Source organism: Gemmatimonadota bacterium (assembly GCA_016714015.1).
GTDB lineage: Bacteria > Gemmatimonadota > Gemmatimonadetes > Gemmatimonadales > Gemmatimonadaceae > Pseudogemmatithrix.
The window spans coordinates 462,003-481,723 of record JADJNZ010000004.1 but is presented as its reverse complement, the minus strand read 5'-3'; the positions used below and the strand labels follow the sequence as shown (position 1 = coordinate 481,723).

At 70.4% G+C, this 19,721-nt stretch carries 23 protein-coding genes; all 23 read right to left on the bottom strand.

All coding sequences use genetic code 11. The annotated features are described in order from the left end of the window. Window positions 1-17 precede the first annotated feature (17 nt). Window positions 18-713 carry a PTS sugar transporter subunit IIC gene (locus IPJ78_09310; GenBank protein ID MBK7906753.1) on the bottom strand — a complete coding sequence of 232 codons (696 nt, stop codon included), beginning with the start codon at window positions 711-713 and terminating at the stop codon, window positions 18-20. After that, complete coding sequence (locus tag IPJ78_09305) at window positions 713-1,204, bottom strand: PTS sugar transporter subunit IIB (protein ID MBK7906752.1); 492 nt, start codon at window positions 1,202-1,204, stop codon at window positions 713-715. Before IPJ78_09305 ends, IPJ78_09310 begins: the two co-directional genes overlap by 1 nt. Then, the gene (locus tag IPJ78_09300) at window positions 1,194-1,583 is read right to left on the bottom strand and encodes a hypothetical protein (protein MBK7906751.1); all 390 of its coding nucleotides are present in this window, start codon (window positions 1,581-1,583) and stop codon (window positions 1,194-1,196) included. Before IPJ78_09300 ends, IPJ78_09305 begins: the two co-directional genes overlap by 11 nt. 3 nt (window positions 1,584-1,586) lie before the next feature. Beyond that, on the bottom strand, window positions 1,587-2,558 hold the full coding sequence (hprK, locus tag IPJ78_09295; GenBank protein MBK7906750.1) for an HPr(Ser) kinase/phosphatase: 972 nt from the start codon (window positions 2,556-2,558) through the stop codon (window positions 1,587-1,589). Window positions 2,559-2,571: 13 nt separating this feature from the next. Next, window positions 2,572-2,898: an HPF/RaiA family ribosome-associated protein gene (locus IPJ78_09290; GenBank protein MBK7906749.1), complete on the bottom strand. Its 327-nt coding sequence runs from the start codon at window positions 2,896-2,898 to the stop codon at window positions 2,572-2,574. Between the two features lie 2 nt (window positions 2,899-2,900). Continuing rightward, window positions 2,901-4,010 carry a glycosyltransferase family 4 protein gene (locus tag IPJ78_09285; protein MBK7906748.1) on the bottom strand — a complete coding sequence of 370 codons (1,110 nt, stop codon included), beginning with the start codon at window positions 4,008-4,010 and terminating at the stop codon, window positions 2,901-2,903. Then, window positions 4,007-4,429: a transcription antitermination factor NusB gene (nusB, locus tag IPJ78_09280; protein ID MBK7906747.1), complete on the bottom strand. Its 423-nt coding sequence runs from the start codon at window positions 4,427-4,429 to the stop codon at window positions 4,007-4,009. Before nusB ends, IPJ78_09285 begins: the two co-directional genes overlap by 4 nt. After that, window positions 4,429-4,914: a 6,7-dimethyl-8-ribityllumazine synthase gene (locus tag IPJ78_09275; protein MBK7906746.1), complete on the bottom strand. Its 486-nt coding sequence runs from the start codon at window positions 4,912-4,914 to the stop codon at window positions 4,429-4,431. Before IPJ78_09275 ends, nusB begins: the two co-directional genes overlap by 1 nt. Continuing rightward, window positions 4,914-6,113, bottom strand: coding sequence for a bifunctional 3,4-dihydroxy-2-butanone-4-phosphate synthase/GTP cyclohydrolase II (locus IPJ78_09270; GenBank protein ID MBK7906745.1), 1,200 nt, complete (start codon window positions 6,111-6,113; stop codon window positions 4,914-4,916). The genes IPJ78_09275 and IPJ78_09270 overlap by 1 nt, the downstream gene beginning before the upstream one ends. Before the next feature lie 2 nt (window positions 6,114-6,115). Beyond that, window positions 6,116-6,715: a riboflavin synthase gene (locus IPJ78_09265; protein ID MBK7906744.1), complete on the bottom strand. Its 600-nt coding sequence runs from the start codon at window positions 6,713-6,715 to the stop codon at window positions 6,116-6,118. A gap of 32 nt (window positions 6,716-6,747) precedes the next feature. After that, window positions 6,748-7,803, bottom strand: a complete 1,056-nt coding sequence (ribD, locus tag IPJ78_09260; protein MBK7906743.1) for a bifunctional diaminohydroxyphosphoribosylaminopyrimidine deaminase/5-amino-6-(5-phosphoribosylamino)uracil reductase RibD — start codon at window positions 7,801-7,803, stop codon at window positions 6,748-6,750. A gap of 53 nt (window positions 7,804-7,856) precedes the next feature. After that, the gene (locus IPJ78_09255) at window positions 7,857-8,798 is read right to left on the bottom strand and encodes a hypothetical protein (protein MBK7906742.1); all 942 of its coding nucleotides are present in this window, start codon (window positions 8,796-8,798) and stop codon (window positions 7,857-7,859) included. A 16-nt stretch (window positions 8,799-8,814) separates the two neighbouring features. Beyond that, complete coding sequence (locus IPJ78_09250) at window positions 8,815-9,846, bottom strand: phosphoribosylformylglycinamidine cyclo-ligase (protein MBK7906741.1); 1,032 nt, start codon at window positions 9,844-9,846, stop codon at window positions 8,815-8,817. Window positions 9,847-9,854: 8 nt separating this feature from the next. Further along, complete coding sequence (locus IPJ78_09245) at window positions 9,855-10,772, bottom strand: bifunctional hydroxymethylpyrimidine kinase/phosphomethylpyrimidine kinase (protein MBK7906740.1); 918 nt, start codon at window positions 10,770-10,772, stop codon at window positions 9,855-9,857. Window positions 10,773-10,883: 111 nt separating this feature from the next. After that, the gene (locus IPJ78_09240) at window positions 10,884-12,527 is read right to left on the bottom strand and encodes an arginine--tRNA ligase (protein ID MBK7906739.1); all 1,644 of its coding nucleotides are present in this window, start codon (window positions 12,525-12,527) and stop codon (window positions 10,884-10,886) included. Beyond that, window positions 12,524-12,856, bottom strand: coding sequence for a zinc ribbon domain-containing protein (locus IPJ78_09235; GenBank protein ID MBK7906738.1), 333 nt, complete (start codon window positions 12,854-12,856; stop codon window positions 12,524-12,526). Before IPJ78_09235 ends, IPJ78_09240 begins: the two co-directional genes overlap by 4 nt. 37 nt (window positions 12,857-12,893) lie before the next feature. Next, entirely contained in the window at window positions 12,894-13,955 is a 1,062-nt protein-coding gene (locus IPJ78_09230) for a hypothetical protein (protein ID MBK7906737.1), read from the bottom strand. 14 nt (window positions 13,956-13,969) lie between these two features. After that, window positions 13,970-15,007, bottom strand: coding sequence for a hypothetical protein (locus tag IPJ78_09225; protein MBK7906736.1), 1,038 nt, complete (start codon window positions 15,005-15,007; stop codon window positions 13,970-13,972). Window positions 15,008-15,010: 3 nt separating this feature from the next. Continuing rightward, entirely contained in the window at window positions 15,011-15,247 is a 237-nt protein-coding gene (locus IPJ78_09220; GenBank protein ID MBK7906735.1) for a hypothetical protein, read from the bottom strand. 262 nt (window positions 15,248-15,509) lie between these two features. Further along, complete coding sequence (locus tag IPJ78_09215; protein MBK7906734.1) at window positions 15,510-15,989, bottom strand: hypothetical protein; 480 nt, start codon at window positions 15,987-15,989, stop codon at window positions 15,510-15,512. A gap of 3 nt (window positions 15,990-15,992) precedes the next feature. After that, window positions 15,993-17,018, bottom strand: a complete 1,026-nt coding sequence (locus IPJ78_09210) for a hypothetical protein (GenBank protein MBK7906733.1) — start codon at window positions 17,016-17,018, stop codon at window positions 15,993-15,995. A gap of 37 nt (window positions 17,019-17,055) precedes the next feature. Next, entirely contained in the window at window positions 17,056-18,660 is a 1,605-nt protein-coding gene (locus IPJ78_09205; GenBank protein ID MBK7906732.1) for a methylmalonyl-CoA mutase, read from the bottom strand. Window positions 18,661-18,685: 25 nt separating this feature from the next. Beyond that, window positions 18,686-19,699: a class 1 fructose-bisphosphatase gene (fbp, locus tag IPJ78_09200; protein MBK7906731.1), complete on the bottom strand. Its 1,014-nt coding sequence runs from the start codon at window positions 19,697-19,699 to the stop codon at window positions 18,686-18,688. Between the last annotated feature and the right edge of the window lie 22 nt (window positions 19,700-19,721).

Below are 19,721 nucleotides of genomic sequence, written 5' to 3'. Positions count from 1 at the left end.
GGGGCTCGCGGGGGCGGTCACAGCATGCTCCCGGCGAGGCCGAAGCCGATCGCAAGTCCGCCGAGCAGGTACCAGCGTGCCCCGGTGGTCCCGTGCACGACCTTCCAGACCGCGGCAAGTCCGACCGCCGAGGCGATGGCGACGACGACCGCCCGACTCAGCACCGGCGAGACCCGCACCGTCGCGGTCGCGGCCTGATGGATGGGGACGAACGCGACGAGGGCGAGGAGCGTGAGGAGGCCGCCGCGGAGCAGGTCCGACGACATCCCGAAGAGCTGGAGCGCGACGACCGCGCTGCCCGACCCGCGGGCGATGCGGTCCTGCTGTTTGCGGGCCCAGTGCGCGTTCCACCGCCGCAGCATCACCATCGTCCATCCGCCGATCCCGGCGGTGACGAGCGCCGCGAGGGCGGCGACGCTCATCGCCGACGGGGTGCCCTCAGGCACCTGAGCGAAGAGCACGCCGCCGACCACGGAGGCGGAGCCCCACTCGGGGTAGCGCGAGGCCCCGAACGGCATCGACTCGAGGGCGAAGAACTCGAGCGCGACCCCCATGAGCAGCCCCCGACCCGGCTCGCCGATGAGCGCGCCCGCGAGCGTCGCCGCGACGACCGGGCGCGAGAGCATCGCCTGCGGGAAGCTCACGACGTCGAGGCCGAGCACGGCGCCGAGGACGGCGAGCGGCAGCAGCTGGAGGAGGTCGGCGAGGGACATCAGCCGGACCCATCGCCGCGGAGGAGGTCGTCGAGCGGGAGCGCCGCGGCTTGCGGCACGTCCTGCGCGGTGACGGTCACGCCCGCGGCCGCGAGGTCGCGCAGCCGCTGCTCCTCATCTGCCGTCAGGAAGACATACCGGAGCCGCGGCGCGCGTCCCGGCTTGTGGTGGATCCCGCCGACCATCACCGCCCGGATGCCGGGCGCCGCGGCGACGAGCCGCTGCATCGTCGCGATGTCTCCCGTGAGGAGCATGCCCGGGCGGGGATCCCGCCGGTACTCCGCCAGACGCGCCGCGGCGCTCGCCACCGACTCGAAGTGGAGGTCCATCTCCGGCGGCACCCCCATCCGGTAGAGCTCCTGCTCCCACTCCGACGCGGCGACGTCATCGTCCACGAGGACGAAGAAGCCGAGCGTGCACGGCTGTCCCCAGCCGACGACGACCTGTCCGTGGATCAGGCGGTCATCGATGCGGAAGAGCTCAAGCGTCACGCTTGCCCTCGAGCACGGTGAGGGCCTCGCGGCCCTGTTCGGCCGCCTTGCCGAGGTCGCCGCCGCAGGCGTAGCTGAGGATCGTGGGGAGCGCGGCGCCGGTGACGACGGTCAACGCCGGATCCTCGCGCTGGAGTCGGCGCGCGGCCATCGTGCAACTCCCCGCGGGGAGGTCGGTGAAGATGAGTCTCGCGCCCGAACGCGCGAGCGCCTCGCGCAGGACGGTCTCGATCTCCCTGGGGCCGAGCCCGGCATTGCTCACCGCGATGAAGCAGTCGCCACGCCCGGAGATCTGCTCGACCGCGGACCGGATCCCCTCGGCGAAGGTGCCGTGACCCGCGACGACCGCCCGGGTCCTGCCGGAGGCGCCGTCACTCATCGGTCACTCGTCGTCATCGAGGAGATAGCGCTGCACATCGGCCTTCTTCTCGCGCATGTGCCCCTTGAGGCGCTCGTTGAAGGCCTGCGCCGGATCATGCCCGCTGTAGCGCATCAGGTGGTTCATCGCGATCACCTCCGCGATCACCGTGATGTTCTTCCCGGGATTGAGTGGCACCGTGATCTTCGGGATATCGACCCCGAGGATCGTCGTCTGCTCCATCTCGAGCCCGGTACGCTCCACCGCCATGCCCTCCTTCCACTCCTGGAGGACGACCACGACCTCGATGCGCTTCTGCTGCCGCACCGACCGCACCCCGAAGATCGAGCGCACGTCGATGAGGCCGATGCCGCGGATCTCCATGTAGTGGCGCTGGAGCGGGTGCCCGGAGCCGATGAGGACGTCCGCCCCCTTGCGGCGCGTGATCACGAGATCGTCGGCGACGAGGCGATGGCCGCGCTCGACGAGGTCGAGCACGCACTCGGACTTGCCGATGCCGCTCGCCCCGGTGAAGAGGAGTCCCACGCCGTAGACGTCGGCGAGCGAGCCATGCAGCGAGGTCTGCGGGGCGAACGCGTCGAGGAGGAACGGCGTGATGCGGTTGTAGAACTCCGCCGTCTTGAGCGCCGAGACGAGGATCGAGACGCCCGCCTGCTTCGCCGCCTCGTCCATGCCCGCCGGGAGCTCCAGCCCCTTGGTCACCATCACGCACGGGATGGGATAGCCAAGGAAGGTGGCGAGGATCCGCGCGCGCTCGGTGTCGTCGAGCGACCGGAGATAGCTGACCTCCGTCTCGCCGAGCACCTGGATGCGCGAGGGGACGAAGCGACCGGTGTAGCCGGCGAGGACGAGGCCGGGGCCCGACGCGTCGGACGACGGCACCTCGCGCGTGAAGCCCTCGGGACTGCCGAGCATGGAGAGCTCGAGCAGGTCCTTGGTGCGCTCGTAGAACGCGCCGACGGTCAGCGGGGCCATGGACGGTTCGGGCTCAGGCGCGGGAACGGGCGCGCGCGAGTTCGCGCGCCCGGCCCTTCGGGAGCGCCCGCTTCTCGCGCGCGGCCTGCGTGCGGATGCGCGCAAGGGCGAGCGCGAGCGACGGTCCGAACCACCGTCCCTCGCCGCTGGCGACGAGGTCGTGGTGCTGGGGCGCGCGGAGCGTCACGCTCACCCGTCGCACCGTCCCGTCCTGTTCGAAGCGGACGATCGCCTCGACCACGCGCGGGATCCGCTGCGCCGCGCGCCGGACCTCTCGCTCGGCGCGCTTGCGCATGTGCGCGGACACCTCGGCGTGATGCGCATGGAAATGCACGTCCATCGTCACCCTCCCGGGTTGAGCACGCGGAGCAGGTGCGCCTCGGTCTCGCGGGCGCAGCGATCCCACGTGAACGTCTCGGCGAACGCGCGGGCGCGTCCCCCCATCTCCTCCACCAGCGCCGGGGACCCGGCGAGGCGGTCCATCGCGGCCGCGAGTGCGGCGACGTCCCCGTGCGGGACGAGGAAGCCCGTCTCGCCGTGACGCACCGACTCGCGGATGCCCGGCGAATCCGACGCGACGACCGGCGTCCCGCAGGCCTCCGCCTCGACGTTCGTCAGGCCCCACCCTTCCTTCGGAGAGGCGAGCGCGACCGCCCAGGAGCGGCGCAGCAGCGCGAGCTTCTCCGTCTCGCTCACAAAGCCAAGGAAACGCACGCGCTCGGTCAGGTCAAGCGAACGCGCGAGCGCCTCGAGCGCGGGACGGAAGTCCCCCGCCCCGGCGATCTCGAGGACCGCATCCCGCCGCTGCACCTGCGCGAAGGCGCGGATGACCAGGTCGACCCCCTTGTACTTCTTGAGCCGCCCCAGATACGAGAAGACCGGCGTGGGCGACCGGACCGAGGCATCCGGTGTGTAGTGCTCGTGGGACACGCCGGGGGGGATCACCACCACACGATCGCGCGCGATGCCGCGCGCGACGAGGTCGTCGCCGGTGCTCTCGCTGATCGCCTGGAATGGAACGCCGCGGTACATCCAGGGGATGGGGCGCTCGGAGAGCCAGACCGCGGACGCCAGCACGGCGTTCAGTTCCTGGAAGGCCGCGCCGCCGAAGAGATGCGGGACCACGACCACCACGCGCTGCGCCCCGCCCCACCGCGTGGTGAAGAGCGGCATCTTGTTGATGTCCTCGAAGAGCACATCGAAGTGCCGCTGCTTGAGGTGCCGCTCCCAGTAGCGCCGCGCGTGCAGCGCGAAGGTCTGGCGCGTCCCCACGCGATGGATCTCGATGCCCTTCCGCGTGACGCGCGGCGGGCAGTCCGGCCATCCGCCGCAGAGGAGCACGACCTCGTGTCCCCAGGCGGCGAGCCGCTCGAGGATCTCGTGCAGGTGCGTCTCCGCGCCGCCGCCGAGGGGATTCTCGATGTCCTGCCAGTTGACCGCGCAGATCCTCACGACAGGCGGCCCATCCGTCGCGCGAGCGCATCGATCACGCCGTTGACGAACCGCGCGCTGTGCGCCGTCCCGAAGCGCTCGGCGAGCCGCACGCACTCCTGGATGACGACGCGCGGCGGTGTGCCGCCCTGCATCAGCTCGGCGGCGGCCAGTCGGAGCACCGACCGCTCGATGTGCCCGAGCCGGTCGAGACGCCAGTTGGTGGTCACGTCGCTCAACTCGCGGTCGATCTCGCCCCGCTCGGCGGCGACGAGCTGGATCAGCGCGAGCGCGAAGGATCGCTCGTCGGGCTGGATCGCGAGATCGTCCCAGACGAGCATCGCGATGCGCGCGAGGTCGGGCGGCGTCCCTCGCACGTCCCAGGCGTACAGCGCCTGCAGGGCGCGCGAGCGCCCGCGGGTCTCCAGACGCACGGCCATTACTCGTCCGCCCCGGCGGCGTTGTCGAGCCGACCGAAGAGGTCGGCCATCTCGAGCGCGGCGAGCGCGGAGTCCCAGCCCTTGTTGCCGTGCGCGCCGCCGGCGCGCGCCTCGGCCTGCTCCATCGTGTCGCAGGTGAGCAGACCGAAGCCGACGGGCACGCCGTACTCGCCCTGCAGCAGCGCCAGTCCGCGCGAGGCCTCGCCGGCCACGAAGTCGAAGTGCGGCGTGTCGCCCCGCACCACCGCGCCGAGCGCGACGACGGCGGTGTACTGGTCCGTCTGCAGCGCCTTCATCACGGCCGGCGGCAGCTCCCACGCCCCGGGCACCCAGATGATGTCAACGTCCTCGAACTTCACGCCGTGCCGCACGCAGGCGTCGAACGCGCCTTCGACGAGCTTCTCCGTGACGTGCGAGTTGAAGCGCGCGGCGACGATCACCACGCGATGGCCCGCGCCCGCCGGCTCCCCGATGAACTCGGCCATCAGACGGCCCGGAGATGACCGAGCTTGGTGCGCTTGGTCTCGAGGTAGTCGGCGTTCTCCTTCGTGGACGGCGAGATGATCGGCACGCGCTCGCCGAGCCGGAGCCCATACCCCTCGAGCCCCACGAGCTTCTTCGGGTTGTTCGTGATCGGGCGGATCGACTTGAGGCCGAGGTCGAGGAGGATCTGCGCCCCGATGCCGTAGTTCCGCAGGTCGGGCGCGAATCCGAGCTTCTCGTTGGCCTCGACCGTGTCGGCGCCCGCGTCCTGGAGCGCGTAGGCCTTGAGCTTGTTGAGCAGGCCGATGCCGCGCCCTTCCTGGTCGAGATAGACGATGACGCCCTTCCCTGATTCGACGACGAGGCGCATGGCCTCGTGCAGCTGCCAGTGGCAGTCGCAGCGCATCGAATGGAAGGTGTCGCCGGTGAGGCACTTGGAGTGCATCCGGACGAGCACATCCTCGGCGCCCGCGACCTCGCCGTGGACGAGCGCCACATGCTCGCGGCTGTCGACGTCGTTGCGGTAACCCACGAGCCGGAACTCGCCGAACTCGGTGGGAAGGCGCACGTCCGCCTCGCGATGGACGAGGCGCTCATGCTGCAGGCGGTAGGCCACGAGCTGGGCGACGGTGATGAACGTGAGCCCATGCGTGCGAGAGAACGCCTCGAGCTGCGGCCGCCGCGCCGAACTGCCCTCGTGGTCGAGGATCTCGCAGATCACGCCGGCGGGCTGGAGCCCCGCGAGCCGCATGAGGTCGACCGCCGCCTCGGTGTGCCCGACGCGCTGGAGGACGCCTCCCTCGCGCGCCCGAAGCGGATGCACATGCCCCGGACGCCGCAGGTCACCGGGCTGGGTCGTCGCGCTCGCGGTGAGCCGGATCGTCGTCGCCTGGTCGCTCGCGCTGATGCCCGTCGTCACGCCGTGCCTCGGTGCCGCGTCGATGGTCACCGTGTACGCCGTGCGGAGCGCGTCGGTGTTCTCGTCCCCCATCATCTGCAACCCGAGCTGCTTCACGCGCTCGGGCGAGAGGGCGACGCAGATCATCCCCTTCGCCTGCATGAGGAAGTTGACGCCTTGCGGCGTGATGAACTCGGCCGCGCCGATGAGGTCGCCCTCGTTCTCGCGATCCTCGTCGTCGGCGACGACGATGAACTTCCCGTGGCGCAGGTCCTCGAGGGCCTGCTCGATGGTGCCGAACATGGTCACTTGGTGGTCAGAAGGGGCGCCGCGAGGCGCTTGAGATGCTTGGCGAGCACGTCCGCCTCGAGCTGCACCCGATCGCCGGGCCGGAGCTGCCCGAGCGTCGTGTGGCGGAGCGTGTGTTCGATGATGCTGAGCTGGAGCACGCCCGGCGCGGGGAGGGCGTTCACCGTGAGACTGACGCCGTCGACGGCGATCGAGCCCAGGGGGACGAGCAGTTCGTCGACCTCGGCCGGGACCTCGAGGTCGATGAGCCACGCGTCGTCGCGTCGGGCGATCGCGCGTACCGTGCCCACGCCGTCGACGTGCCCCTGCACGATATGACCGCCGAGTCGGTCGCCCACGGCGAGGGCGCGCTCGAGGTTGAGCGCCGTGCCCAAGGTCCATCCGCCGATGGTCGTGCGATCGAGCGTGGTGACGACCGCCGCGACGCGGAACCAGCCAGGGCCGTACTCGCGCACGGTGAGGCAGGCGCCGTTGCAGGCGATGCTCTCCCCGAGCGTGATGCCCTCGTAGGGGGCCGCGATGACGAGCTCCCGCCCGGCGTCCGTGGAGGACACCTCGCGCACAGCCCCGACTGCGGTGATCAATCCGGTGAACATTCGTGGTGCGTGCGTGACCGACGGCGGTGGAATCAGCGGCCGGCGGGGGCGTAGGTGGTCATGAGGTCGTCGCCGAACTCGCGACGCTCCGTGACGCGCCACTGCTCCGGCGCCCCCGAACCCGGCTGCACGGCCCCGAATGCGGGCAGCGCCCCGGCCCCGAGCAGGACCGGCGCCTGAAAGATAATCAGGCGGTCGACGAAACCACCGTTCATGAGGGCCCCGGCCAGCCCCGCCCCACCCTCCACCAGGAGGTGCCGGATGCCCTCGGCCCGGAGGGTCGCCATTTGAGCGTTGAGCCCGCGGGCGTCGAGGACGCGTACCCCGCTCGACTCGAGGCCGTCGACCGCGACCCGGCCTGGCGCGTCCGCGAGGACCCAGGTCGGCACCTTGCGGGCGGTCCGGACCAGCTGCGCGTCCCGCGCGAGCCTGGCCTGCTGGTCGAACACCACGCGGACCGGCGCGACCCGGGGGCGGCGCCCGTATCGGACGGTGAGCGCGGGGTCGTCCGCGATCGCGGTCCCGATGCCGACGGCGACCGCATCGGCGTTGGCCCGCAGGCGGTGCACGTGACGGCGTGCCGCGACGCCAGTGAGCCAGCGTTGTGAACGGTCGCCGGGGGCGAGGCCTCCGTCGAGTGAGACCGCCAGCTTCAGCGTGACGAAGGGACGGCTGGCGTCGCGCTGCGCGAAGAGGAACGGCGCGTTGAGCTCCGCCGCAGCGGCGGTCTCGACCTCGTCCGTGACGGCGATCCCGGCGGCGCGCAGCCTCGCCATGCCGCCACTGGCGACCGGATTTGGATCAGGCACGGCGACGATCACGCGGCGGACACCCGCGGCGATGAGCGCGTCGACGCAGGGCGGCGTCTTGCCGTGATGGGCGCAGGGTTCGAGGGTGACGTAGACGTCCGCCCCCCGCGCGCGCTCCCCCGCTGCGGCGAGCGCCGCGACCTCGGCGTGCGGCCCGCCGAACGCGTCATGCCACCCCTCGCCGACCACGACCCCGTCACGAACGACGACGGCGCCGACCATGGGGTTCGGCGCCGTCCGTCCCCAGCCGCGTCGCGCGAGCAGCAGCGCGCGACGCATCCGGGCCCCGTCCTTCGGGCCCGGTGCCGGGGCGAGGGGGTGGAGCGAGTCGATCAGAAGCTGATGCGGATGCCCACCGAGCCGTACAGGCGCGTCTTGTCCGCGGCCTCGGAGAAGGTGTTGAAGGTCGTCACCTCGCCACCGCTGACCTGGCCGACCTCGGCCACGACCTTCGCGATGAGGAGGTTGAAGCCGAGCGACCCGTACATCGTGGTCCGCTTGAGTTCCTGCGACGGGCTCGCTGTGAAGCCGCCACCGCCCGTCACCGTCCCGCTGATGGCGCTGCTGGCGTCATACGTGTCCTGACCGAAGCCGGCGCCGAGCTGGAAGAGAAGGAGGTTCTTCTGCGCGGCGACGCGCCACGAGGTGGTCTTCACCGAGAAGTCGTTGAGCGCGAAGTCGGCATTCGACGCCGCCGCCGTGACGCTCATCGTCGGCAGGTCGCGCACGAGGTACGACACCGAAACGCCGGGGACGATCAGCGACTGCTCGAGGAGCCCGACGCGCGCGCCGAGGCCGACCTTCGTGTTGCCGTCGGACGCCGCGAGGGAGACGCCGTCGCCCTCGATGTCGGGCACATACGTCACGCTGCCGATGAGGTCGACGCCGCCGACGCGCGTCACGCCGAGCGGGAGGCCCTTGAAGAGACCGACGGCGAAGTCGACGCCGGGCAGGCCGATGATCTGCTCATTCGCGGCGATGTTCGAGTTCTGCGCGCCCGCGAGGCTGACGTTCAGCCCCGACAGGTCGGGGAGGTCGCCCATCACCGCGTTGCCGCGGAGCGCGATGGCGAAGTGGCCGAGGCCGCCGAGCGTGGTCCCGATGCCGAGGGTGTGGCTGCCGCCGACGAGCGAGGTCCCGATCTGCGGCATCATGTAGGCCCACAGGTCCGTCGCCTTCTGGCAGGCATCCTGGGTGACCCCGGCGGCACACTGGGCATTCGCGGGGACGGAGACGGCAGCGAGCAACGCGGTACCGGCGAGAAGACGACGCATGTGGTGGAACTCCGTGTCAGACGAGGTGAACCCGCCCCGATCCAGGACGGGTGTGGCCGATGATCCAATTACCGACGCCGGCCTGCGAAGCAAGGTCACGGATCCGCGCGGCCCCCGCTGTGTCGGTGATCACAACCATCCCGACGCCCATGTTGAAGGCACGGTACATCTCCGCGCGGTCGACCCCGCCCGCCGCTTCCAGTACCCGGAAGGTCGACGGAATGTCCCACGCGCGCATCTCCACGACCGCATCGAGATGCGACGGCAGCGCCCGGTCGAGATTGCCGGGAATGCCCCCGCCGGTGATGTGCGCCATCGCGTGGATGTGACCCAGGACCGATCCGAGGATCGGGAGGTAGCTCCGGTGCACGGCGAGCATCACGTCGGCCACGCTCTTCCCTCCCGCCTCGGGGAACGGATCGTGGACCCCCAGCTTGAGCCGGTCGGCGAGGATGCGGCGCGCCAGCGAATAGCCGTTGGTGTGCAACCCGGTGCTCTCGAGGCCCACGAGCACGTCGCCATCCTGCACGCCGGCGCTCGTGATGACCTGATCCTCCTCCACCGCGCCGACGATGAAGCCCGCGAGGTCGTAGTCGGGCGGCGTGTACACGCCCGGCATCTCGGCGGTCTCGCCGCCGATGAGCGACGCCCCGTTCTCGCGGCAGCCGGCGGAGACGCCGGCCACGACGCCCTCGACGACGGCGGGGATGAGCTTCCCGAACGCGACGTAGTCGAGGAAGAAGAGCGGCTTGGCCCCCTGCACGAGGATGTCGTTCACGCAGTGGTTGACCAGGCAGTGCCCGATGGTGTCGTGACGGTCGGCCTCGATGGCGATCTTGATCTTCGTGCCGACGCCGTCGGCGCTGGCGACGAGCAGCGGCTTCTGCATCCCCTCGGGGACGCGGAACATGCCGCCGAACCCGCCGAACGCCCCGCGTGCGCCCGCCGTGAACGTGCTCTCCACCAGCCGCTTGATGCGGTGCTTGGAGTCCTCCGCCGCGTCGATGTCGACGCCGGCGCTCGCGTAGGTCAACTTGGCGTCGTGCATCTCCGCGCTCACGCGTCGAGGGCCTTGTCGAAGCTCACGAGCCGGTGGAAGTCGGCGACGCGGCGCTCGATGTCGGCGCGGGTGACCTCGAGGAGTCGCGTGATCGAGAACCCCTCGACGACGAACGACCCCATCGCCGACCCGACGATCACCGCACGGCGCATGTTCGCCTCGGAGATGTCATCGGTCCGGGCGAGCCAGCCCATGAAGCCGCCCGCGAACGAGTCGCCGGCACCGGTCGGGTCGAACACCGACTCGAGCGGATAGGCGGGGGCGTGGAAGATCGCGTCCTTGTTGAACATGAACGCGCCATGCTCGCCCTTCTTGATCAGAACGGTCCGCGGTCCCTTGTCCATGATCCAGCGCGCCGCCTGCACGAGGTTGGCGCACTCGGTGAGCTGCCGCGCCTCGCCGTCGTTGAGCGTGATGAGGTCGACGTGCTTGAGGAGCTCGAGGAGGTCGGGGCGGCGCGACTCGATCCAGAAGTTCATCGTGTCGCAGGCGACGAGCTTGGGCGCCTTGACCTGCTTGAGCACCTCGAGCTGGAGGCGCGGGTCGATGTTCGCGAGGAAGACGTACTTGGCGTCGGTGAACTGCGCCGGGATCTTCGGCTTGAAGTGCGAGAACACGCCGAGGCGCGTCTCGAGCGTCTCGGCGGAGTTCAGGTCGTGGCGGTACCGGCCGCGCCAGCGGAACGATTCCCCCTCCATCTGCTCGAGGCCGGCGAAGTCGATGCCGCGCGCCTTCAGTGGTTCGAGCTTGGCCATCGGGTAGTCGCTGCCGACCACGCCGACGAGCTGCACCGCGGTCTGGTGCGACGCGGACGCGGAGAAGTAGTTCGCCGAGCCGCCAAGGACCTCGTCGGCCTTGCCGAACGGGGTCTCGACGGAATCGAGCGCGACGGAGCCAACGACGAGAACTGACATCGGGATGAAGGCTGAAGGATGGAGGCTGAAAGCTGAACAGCGATGCGCGGACGTGATGCGAACAGCGGGAGCGGGTAGTTCTATCCTTCCACCTTCATCCTACTGCCTTCATCACATCCGCTCGGGCGCCGAGATGCCGAGGAGTCCGAGCCCGTTCGCGATCGTGATCCGCGCCGCCTTCGCGAGCGCGAGTCGCGCCTGCATGATCGGCTCGGGTTCGCCGAGGACGTGGCACTTGTGATACCAGGTATGCACCATGCGTGCCGTCTCGAGGAGCCAGTTCGCGACCCGGTGCGGCTCGAGCGACTCGGCAGCGTTGGCGACGAGCGCCGGCCAGTCGAGCAGCGCCTTGACCAGTTCGCGCTCCTCGGGGGTGTCGAGCACGCTCCAGTCGAGTCCGGCGCCCGTCACGCTCGCCGGGTCGATGTCGCCCACGCGGAAGATGTTGCAGACGCGCGCATGCGCCATCTGGATATAGTAGACGGGATTCTCCTCGCTCTGCGACCGCGCGAGGTCCACGTCGAACACGAGCTGGCTGTCACCCTTCCGCATGAGGAAGAAGTAGCGGACCGCATCACGACCCACTTCGTCGATGAGATCGCGCACCGTGACGTAGCTGCCGGCACGCTTGGAGATCTTCACCTCCTCGCCGCCCTTCATGACGGTGACCATCTGGTGCAGCACGTACTCGGGGTAGCCTTGCGGCACCCCCATGTCGAGCGCCTGCAGTCCGGCACGCACGCGCGCAGTCGTGCCGTGGTGGTCGGCGCCCTGCACGTTGATCGCGCGGGAGTAGCCCCGCTCGAACTTGGTCACGTGGTACGCGACATCCGGCACGAAGTAGGTGAAGGTCCCGTCGCGCTTGCGCATGACGCGATCCTTGTCGTCGCCGTACTCGGTGGTGCGGAGGTAGAGCGCGCCGTCATCCTCGAAGGTGTGCCCGGCCTTCTCCAGCTTGCCGACCGTCTTCTCGACGAGCCCATCGGTGTACAGCGAGCTCTCGAGGTAGTAGACGTCGAACTTCACGCCGAACGCGCGCAGGTCGAGGTCCTGTTCCTTGCGCAACTCGCGCACCGCGACCGCGCGCACCTGCTCGAGGTCGTCGCCCTTGGCATCACCCGGGAACTCGGCCGCATAGCGCTCGGCGATCTCGGCGATGTACTGGCCGTGATAGCCGCCCTCGGGGATCTCGAGCGGCAGGCCGTCGCGCTCGCGCAACCGAGCCTGCACCGACTTCGCCAGATTCGCGATCTGCACGCCCGCGTCGTTGTAGTAGAACTCGCGCGTGACCTGCCAGCCCTGCGACGAGAGCAGCGACGCGATGGAATCGCCGAGCGCCGCCTGGCGCCCATGTCCCACATGCAACGGCCCGGTGGGATTGGCCGACACGAACTCGACGTTGGCGGTCTTCCCCGCCCCACCCTGGCCCGTCCCGTACGTCGTACCGGCGGCGAGGATGCGCCCGAGTCCCGACGCGAGATCGGCGGTGGACAGTCGGAAGTTGATGAACCCCGGTCCCGCGACGGTCGCCTCGGCGACGCCCGCGGCCTTGGTGTCGAGCGCCGCGATCAGCGCGTCGGCGATGTCGCGCGGCTTCTTGCCGAGCGGCTTCGCGAGCGTCATCGCGACGTTGGTGGCCCAATCGCCGTGCGCGGGATCGCGCGGACGCTCGAGGTTGGGCTGGACGTCCGCGCTCGCGCCGATGGCGACCGCGGCGCGCTGGAGCGCGTCGCGCAGGGCATCGAGGCCGGTCACGCGTCGGAGCCTGGCTTCGACGAACTCGGGGCGGGCGCGGCGGCGGGTGCCGGCGTGCTCGCGGTCGCGGACGTCGTCGCGGCCGGCGTCGGCGGGCTCGCCGCCCCCTCGGTCTTGGTGGCCGCGCGCTGATCCTTCTTGCCGTCCTTCCCGTAGTCGGTGATGTAGAACCCCGACCCCTTGAAGAGCAGGCCGCCACCAGCCGACATGCGCCGCGGCGCGACCTTGCCGCAGGTCGGGCACGGGAGCTCCGACTGCGCGTTGCTGATCTTCTGCGTGAACTTCTCGAAATCGTGCCCGTCGGGGCAGCGGTACTCGTAGGTCGGCATCGGGCTCGTCAGGCGTAAATGGCGTAGCCCGTTAAAGTTAGACCCGGCGACCGAGCCGTTCAAGTCGCGTGAGCACCCGATCCGGGAGCGTCAGGGAGTCCGCGATCGCCGCGACCTCCTCCGCCGCCCGCCACGCCGCCTCCAGCTCGGCGAGTTCGCCCTCCGCGGCCTGCCGCTCCTGTTCCTCGTGCGCGGCCATCTCGAGCGCGATCCGCGTCTCCACGGGCAGGCGCGAGAGCCAGGACGCCTTGTCGTCCAGACCGAGGCGGCGGCTCGCATCGGCAGCCGTCCGGAAGACCTGCTCTGGCGAGCCGGCGGCCTCGAGGAATCGTACGGCCCCATCCACCGATGCCCGCCCCCCTCCGTGATGGTTCACCGACGGGAGGGCGATCCGTGCGGCGGCGATGGCCGCCTCACCCGTGAGCAGGACCCGCGGGTCACTCGTCGAGTACGCGCCCTTCCGCGACCCGACCGGCGCATCGATCCGCTGCACCGCGAGGTTCAGTCCCCACCCGAGTGGATCGTCGGCCAGCGGCACAACCTGCGCGGTCGCGAGGTGCCACGGCGTCGCGACGAACGTCCCCTGTGCGTCTGACGAACGCAGCACGACACGTCGGGCGCGATCCACCAGCATCGCGAGGTTGAACATGTTGAGCGGCAGTCCCCACGCGCCGCCAACGGCGACGAGTCCGAGCACGGGACCGGCGATGAGATAGCCGACGGAGAGGCTGACGCCGGCGGCACCGATCGCGACGTAGCGCCGATACCGGGTGGCGAATCGCGGCCCGTAGCGCCACGCCGCGAGTTCCGGACGCAACGCGGCGCCGATGCGGATGAGCTCCGTGCCGTCGCCGAGCCGGGTGAGCGCCACGTTCGCCGTCGAGACGCGGAGCGGCGTCCCGCGAAACGCCCGTTCCGCGTCCTCGATCGCCTCCCAGCGCTCCTCGAGCGGTGTGAGGTTCCACTGTTTGCAGACGCGACAGACGGCCCAGAGGCGGCCTTTCTCCGCATCGAAAGCCAGGCGGCGCCCGACCGGGAAGTGCTCGAGCGCCTCGTTCGACCCGAGAGGGGCATGACAGAAGATGCAGGTCGTGTACATACGGAAAGGTACCCTCAGCCCCGCCCGAATCGCCCCAACCGATCCGCCATCCATTCCGGCAGCGTCAGCGTGTCGGCGATCGCCGCGATCTCCTCGGCCGCCTTCCACTCCGCCTCCAGCGCGGCGAGTTCGCCCTCGAGCGCGCGTCGCTCGACGTCCTCGTGCGCGGCCATCTCCAGCGCGAGTCGCATCGAGGGCGGGAGCGCCTGGAGATCGCGCGACGGATCCCCCGACCCGTCCCGACCGATCGTCTGCGCGGCGCGCGCGAAGGTCTCGCGCATCGCGCCGGTCTCCTCGAGGACCCGTACCGCCTCCTGTACGGTGTTGCGGCGCGCCCCCGCCTCGTTGACGTGCGGGATGATCCGGCGGACGACGTCGAGCGCGGCGTCACCGCGTAGCGTCACGCGGGGCGCGAAGTCGGGGTTGAGCGGCAGGAAGCGTCCCACCGCGGTCGGCACGCGAAGCCCGGGGACGCTGAGGGCCCAGCCCAGCGGTTCGTCGGGGGCGGTGAAGACCCGCGCGAGCCGCGCATCGGCGAGGGTGAAGGCGACCCCGCCCTTCTCGTCGCTCGCGCGCGCGATCACGCGCCGCTTGTCGATCGCGCGCTTCACGATGCCCACCCCGTAGTACGGCAACATGGAGAACCCCAGCCCCGCGAGCGGGCTGACGAGGAGAGCACCGCCGCCGAAGACCGCGGAGAGCGCGGTGTATCGCCGCCATCGCGTGGTGAAGCGCTCGCCGTATCGCCAGGCCGCGAACTCGGGGCGCAACGGCGCCCCGATGCGGATCAACTCGCTCCCGTCGCGCAGGCGCGCGAGGCCCACCTGTTCCGTCGCCGCGCGCAGCTTCGTGTCCCGGTAGAGCCGCTCCGCCGCCTCGATCGCCTCCCATCGTTCGTCGAGCGGCGAGAGGTTCCACTGCCGGCAGCTCGGGCAGACGACCCAGAGACGCCCCTTCGCGGCGTCGAACGCGAGGCGACGGCCGACGGGGAACGCCTCGAGCATCTCGTTCCCGCCGAGCGTGGCGTGGCAGAAGGTGCAGGTCGAGTACATGGCTCAGCGGAGCCGGAGGCGTTCGAGTTGCGCCAGGACGGCCGGCGGGAGCGTGAGGCCGTCGGCGATCGCCGCGATCTCCTCGGCCTCCTTCCACTGCGCCTCGAGATCGGTGAGTTCCCCGGCGAGCAGTGCGCGCTCCTGCTCCTCGTGCGCGGCCATCTCCACGGCAAGCCGCATCGCCGCACCGCTCCTCGCGAACGGCGAGGCGAATCTGTCCTCGCCGTCGTGAACGGGCATGTCCCCCGGCGCCTCGCCGCGCTCGGTCCGCTTGCTCGCGGGATCGAGCCGACTCGCCAGTTTGAACCGGCACCGCGCACCACGAGCTCGGGGTCACGCGGATTGAAGAACGCGCGACCGCCGACGAGCGGCGCGTGACGAACGCGCAGGTGCCACCCGCCCGACTCGTCCGGGTCGCGGAGGATGCGCATCGTGTTGACATGCTCCTGGGTCAACCGCGCAAGTCCTCCCGTCGGCAACTCGAGGTCGGCGACCTTGCGGGTCATGTTGACCAGCTCGGCGCCGCGGTGAGGGCAACGAGCCCGATCAGCGGGAGGGTCGCGAACTGGATCATCCCCGTCACGCCAACGGCCTTGGTCACCATCACCAGGCCGCCGCCGACCGCCGTGGCGGGACCCCGGATCGCCCATCGTCGCGTGAAGCGCTCCCCGTAGCGCCAGGCCGCGAACTCGGGACGCTGGGGATCGCCCACCCGGATGAGCTCCGTCCCGTCCTTGAGGCGCGCCAGCCCGATGTTCTCGGTGGACGCGCGCAGGCGCGAGTCGCGAAAGAGGCGCTCACCCTCCTCGATGGCCTCCCAGCGCTCATCGAGCGGCGAGAGGTTCCACTGCTTGCACGCGCGGCACACGGCCCAAAGGCGCCCCTTCGCCGCATCGATCGCGAGCTTGCGCCCGACCGGGAAGCGCTCGAGCATCTCGTTGGCGCCGAGCGGGGCGTGACACGTGATGCAGGTGGCGTACATCGCTCAGCGACCCGAGAGCCGATCGAGACGGGACGCGACCCACTCGGGGAGCGTGAGCGCATCGGCGATGGCGGCGACCTCCTCCGCCTCGCGCCACGAGGCCTCGAGTGCGCCAAGCTCTCCCTCGAGCGCGCGTCGTTCGATGTCCTCATGCGTCGCCATCTCGAGCGCGAGGCGCATCTCCGCCGGGAGCGAGCCGAGGAACGGGTCCACGCGGACGCAGGCCGCGCGGAGGAAGGTACCGTGCACGTCCCCCGACTCCTCGAGGAGCGCGACCGCACCTCCGACGGTGTTCCGGCGCCCGCCGGAGACGTTGATGTGCGGAAGGAGGCGACGCGCGAGTTCGATCGCGTCCGCACCGCAGAGATGTATCGGCGGTTCGTTGCCGTCCGACTTCTCCCCGAACTTCCCCACCGGCACGCTCGCGCGCAGCCCCGGGACCGTGAGCCGCCAGCCGTGCGGCGATCGGTCATCGAACCAGATCCGCGCCGCACGCGCGCCCCAGTGCGTGAAGGTCATCGGGCCGGAGGTGTCCTCCCATCGCGCGATGACACGTTTCCGCCCGGCGCGGATCATGAAGTGCGAGTGGAGATTCCATGGGATCGCGACGACCCCCGCGCTGACCGTCCACCCGAACGCGGTGAGGGCGGTGAGTCCCGTCACGAGGATGGTCGACCGCACCGCGTACCGCCGCAAGCGCAGCGCGAATCGGTCCCCGTATCGCCAGGCTGCGAACTCCGGTCGAAGCGGCGCACCGATCCGGATGAGTTCGGTCCCATCTCGCAGCCGGGCCATCCCCATCTGGTCGGTCGCCACACGCAGCTTGGTGTCCCGGTACGACCGCTCCGCCGACTCGATCGCGTCCCAGCGCTCATCGAGCGGGGAGAGGTTCCATTGCCGGCACGCCGCGCACACGACCCACAGTCTCCCCTTGGCCGAGTCGAACGCGAGGCGTCGGCCGACCGGGAAGACCTCGATCGCCTCGTTCGTGCCGAGTGGGGCGTGACAGAAGGTGCAGGTCGAGTACATCGCCCTTGAATGTCAGGGGCGGACCGTCCGGCGGCAATCAGCCGGGGCGGTACTCTCCCCACGCGGCGCGCAGCAGATCGCTGATCTCCCCCACCGTCGCCCGCGCGCGCACGGCGTCGATCACGAGCGGCATGAGCGGGGCGCGGGAGGTGCCCGGCACCGCATACGCCGGCGCGGCGGCACGGATCGCCGCGAGCGCGGATCCGACCGCTGACGCATCGCGGGAGGCACGGACCGCCGCGAGTCGTGCGCGCTGCCCCTTCTCGAGCGTCTTGAAATCCGGCGCGGGGATGATCGGCGGCGCCTCGCCGTCGCCGAAGCGGTTGACGCCGACGATCACCGTCGCGCCCGATTCGACGCTCAGCTGGTACTCATAGGCGGAGCGACCGATCTCCTCCTGGAAGAATCCCGCCTCGATCGCCGCCGAGGAGCCGCCGAGCGCCTCGACCTGGCCGAGGAGCGCGAGCGCGCGCCGCTCGAGCTCGTCGGTGAGCGCCTCCACGTAGTACGACCCGGCGAGCGGGTCCACCGTCTGCGCCACTCCGCTCTCGTACGCGACCACCTGCTGCGTGCGAAGCGCGAGCGTCGCCGCCTCGGCGGTCGGGAGCGCGAGCGCCTCGTCGTAGCCATTGGTGTGCAAGGACTGGGTGCCGCCGAGCGTCGCGGCCAGTGTCTGCACCGCCACCCGCACGACGTTGTTGAGCGGCTGCTGCGCCTGGAGCGTCACACCGCCGGTCTGCGTGTGGAAGCGGAGCTTGCAGCTCGTGTCGCTCGCGCCGAACCGTTCGCGCATCAGCGTCGCCCACATCCGGCGCGCGGCGCGGAACTTCGCGACCTCCTCGAAGAGGTCGTTGTGGCAGGCGAAGAAGAAGCTGAGCCGCGGCGCGAACTCGTCCACCTTGAGCCCGGCGTCGATGGCGCGCTGCACGTATGTGAGCGCGTTGGCGAAGGTGAAGGCGAGTTCCTGCACCGCCGTCGCCCCGGCCTCGCGGATGTGGTACCCGGAGATCGAGATCGGATTGAAACTCGGCACCTCGGCAGCGCAGAACCGGAACGTCTCCGCGATGAGCGCGAGCGACGGCTCCGGCGGGAAGACATACGTCCCGCGCGCGATGTACTCCTTGAGGATGTCGTTCTGGATGGTGCCGCTCAGCTTGGCGCGCGGGATCCCGCGCTCCTCCGCGACGACGACGTACATGGCGAGCAGCACGGCGGCCGTCGCGTTGATCGTCATCGACGTGCTGACCTTGTCGAGGGGGATCCCGTCGAGCAGCGCGTGCAGGTCCTCGACCGAGTCGATCGCGACACCCACCCGCCCGACCTCGCCCAGCGAACGCGGCGAATCGGAGTCGAGCCCCATCTGCGTCGGGAGGTCGAACGCGGTGGAGAGGCCCGTCTGCCCCGCCTCGAGCAGCAACTTGAAGCGCGCATTCGTCTCCTGCGCGGTCCCGAACCCGGCGTACTGGCGCATCGTCCAGAAGCGGCCGCGATACATCGTCGGCTGGACGCCGCGCGTGAACGGGAACGCCCCGGGCTCGCCGAGCGCGGCGGGCACGGGGCCTTCGGACGGACGGTACACCGGGGCGATCGGGATGCCGGACGGGGAGAGCTTCTCGTCGGCGGGCTTGGCTGGGTCGCTCATGAGGGGGGCGAGGGGAACGGCGACGTCAGCGCGGCGCGAGCATCTCGCGCGCGATCTCCACGTCCGCCTTGGAGCCGATGTAGTACGGGGACCGCTGGTGGAGCTCGGTCGGCTGCACATCGAGGATGCGGCGCTGGCCGTCGATCGCCGCGCCGCCGGCCTGCTCGCAGATCCACGCGAGCGGATTGCACTCGTAGAGGAGCCGTAGCTTGCCGGTCTTCGCCTTCGCGTTGGCCGGATACGCGAAGAGCCCGCCACCGAGGAGGTTGCGGTGGAAGTCGGCGACGAGCGACCCGACGTAGCGCACGTTCATCGCATCCCGTTTGCCATCCATGCCGCGATAGCGCCGGATGAGCGCGCGCACGTTGTCGTCCCAATGCTGCTCGTACGCCTCGTTCACGGAGAGGTAGCGGCCGTGCGCCGGCGTGCGGATGTCGGGATGCGAGAGGAGGAACTCGCCGATCGACGGATCGAGCGTGAAGCCGTGCGCGCCCTGCCCCGTCGTGTAGACCATCATGGTGCTCGATCCGTAGATCACGTACCCGGCGGCCACCTGCTTGAGGCCCGGCTGGAGCATGTCCTCGGTGGTGCCGGCGCCGTGCCCCTTGGTCACGCGACGCAGGACCGAGAAGATCGTGCCGACGGGGACGTTCACGTCGATGTTGGATGACCCGTCGAGCGGATCGAAGAGCAGCACGTAGTTGCCCTTCTTGAACTGGTCGGGGATCGGGATGATCCCCTCCTCCTCCTCCGAGGCCATCGCGCAGAGGCGGCCGCCGTGGTCCAACGCCTTCACGATGATCTCGTTGGAGATCACGTCGAGCTTCTTCTGCGCCTCGCCCTGCACGTTGTCGGTGCCGTGCTCGCCGAGGACGTCCACGAGGCCCGCGAGGCGCACCTTGCTGGCGATCATCTTGGCCGACAGCGCGAGGTCCTGGAGGATGCCCGACAGCGCGCCGGTGGCGTGCGGGTGCATCCGCTCCTGCTCGATGATGAACCGCTCGATCGTGACGACCGACGTGCTGGTGTTCTTGACCACGGGGTGAGGCTCCAGGTGCGAG

What these genes read in the sequence shown, in the direction of transcription:
- IPJ78_09310 (MBK7906753.1), bottom strand. Translation starts at nt 713, where the DNA reads ATGTCCCTCGCCGACCTCCTCCAGCTGCTGCCGCTCGCCGTCCTCGGC.
- IPJ78_09300 (MBK7906751.1), bottom strand. Translation starts at nt 1,583, where the DNA reads ATGAGTGACGGCGCCTCCGGCAGGACCCGGGCGGTCGTCGCGGGTCAC.
- hprK (MBK7906750.1), bottom strand. Translation starts at nt 2,558, where the DNA reads ATGGCCCCGCTGACCGTCGGCGCGTTCTACGAGCGCACCAAGGACCTG.
- IPJ78_09290 (MBK7906749.1), bottom strand. Translation starts at nt 2,898, where the DNA reads ATGGACGTGCATTTCCATGCGCATCACGCCGAGGTGTCCGCGCACATG.
- nusB (MBK7906747.1), bottom strand. Translation starts at nt 4,429, where the DNA reads ATGGCCGTGCGTCTGGAGACCCGCGGGCGCTCGCGCGCCCTGCAGGCG.
- IPJ78_09275 (MBK7906746.1), bottom strand. Translation starts at nt 4,914, where the DNA reads ATGGCCGAGTTCATCGGGGAGCCGGCGGGCGCGGGCCATCGCGTGGTG.
- IPJ78_09270 (MBK7906745.1), bottom strand. Translation starts at nt 6,113, where the DNA reads ATGTTCGGCACCATCGAGCAGGCCCTCGAGGACCTGCGCCACGGGAAG.
- IPJ78_09265 (MBK7906744.1), bottom strand. Translation starts at nt 6,715, where the DNA reads ATGTTCACCGGATTGATCACCGCAGTCGGGGCTGTGCGCGAGGTGTCC.
- ribD (MBK7906743.1), bottom strand. Translation starts at nt 7,803, where the DNA reads ATGCGTCGCGCGCTGCTGCTCGCGCGACGCGGCTGGGGACGGACGGCG.
- IPJ78_09255 (MBK7906742.1), bottom strand. Translation starts at nt 8,798, where the DNA reads ATGCGTCGTCTTCTCGCCGGTACCGCGTTGCTCGCTGCCGTCTCCGTC.
- IPJ78_09250 (MBK7906741.1), bottom strand. Translation starts at nt 9,846, where the DNA reads ATGCACGACGCCAAGTTGACCTACGCGAGCGCCGGCGTCGACATCGAC.
- IPJ78_09245 (MBK7906740.1), bottom strand. Translation starts at nt 10,772, where the DNA reads ATGTCAGTTCTCGTCGTTGGCTCCGTCGCGCTCGATTCCGTCGAGACC.
- IPJ78_09235 (MBK7906738.1), bottom strand. Translation starts at nt 12,856, where the DNA reads ATGCCGACCTACGAGTACCGCTGCCCCGACGGGCACGATTTCGAGAAG.
- IPJ78_09230 (MBK7906737.1), bottom strand. Translation starts at nt 13,955, where the DNA reads ATGTACACGACCTGCATCTTCTGTCATGCCCCTCTCGGGTCGAACGAG.
- IPJ78_09225 (MBK7906736.1), bottom strand. Translation starts at nt 15,007, where the DNA reads ATGTACTCGACCTGCACCTTCTGCCACGCCACGCTCGGCGGGAACGAG.
- IPJ78_09220 (MBK7906735.1), bottom strand. Translation starts at nt 15,247, where the DNA reads ATGCCCGTTCACGACGGCGAGGACAGATTCGCCTCGCCGTTCGCGAGG.
- IPJ78_09215 (MBK7906734.1), bottom strand. Translation starts at nt 15,989, where the DNA reads ATGTACGCCACCTGCATCACGTGTCACGCCCCGCTCGGCGCCAACGAG.
- IPJ78_09210 (MBK7906733.1), bottom strand. Translation starts at nt 17,018, where the DNA reads ATGTACTCGACCTGCACCTTCTGTCACGCCCCACTCGGCACGAACGAG.
- IPJ78_09205 (MBK7906732.1), bottom strand. Translation starts at nt 18,660, where the DNA reads ATGAGCGACCCAGCCAAGCCCGCCGACGAGAAGCTCTCCCCGTCCGGC.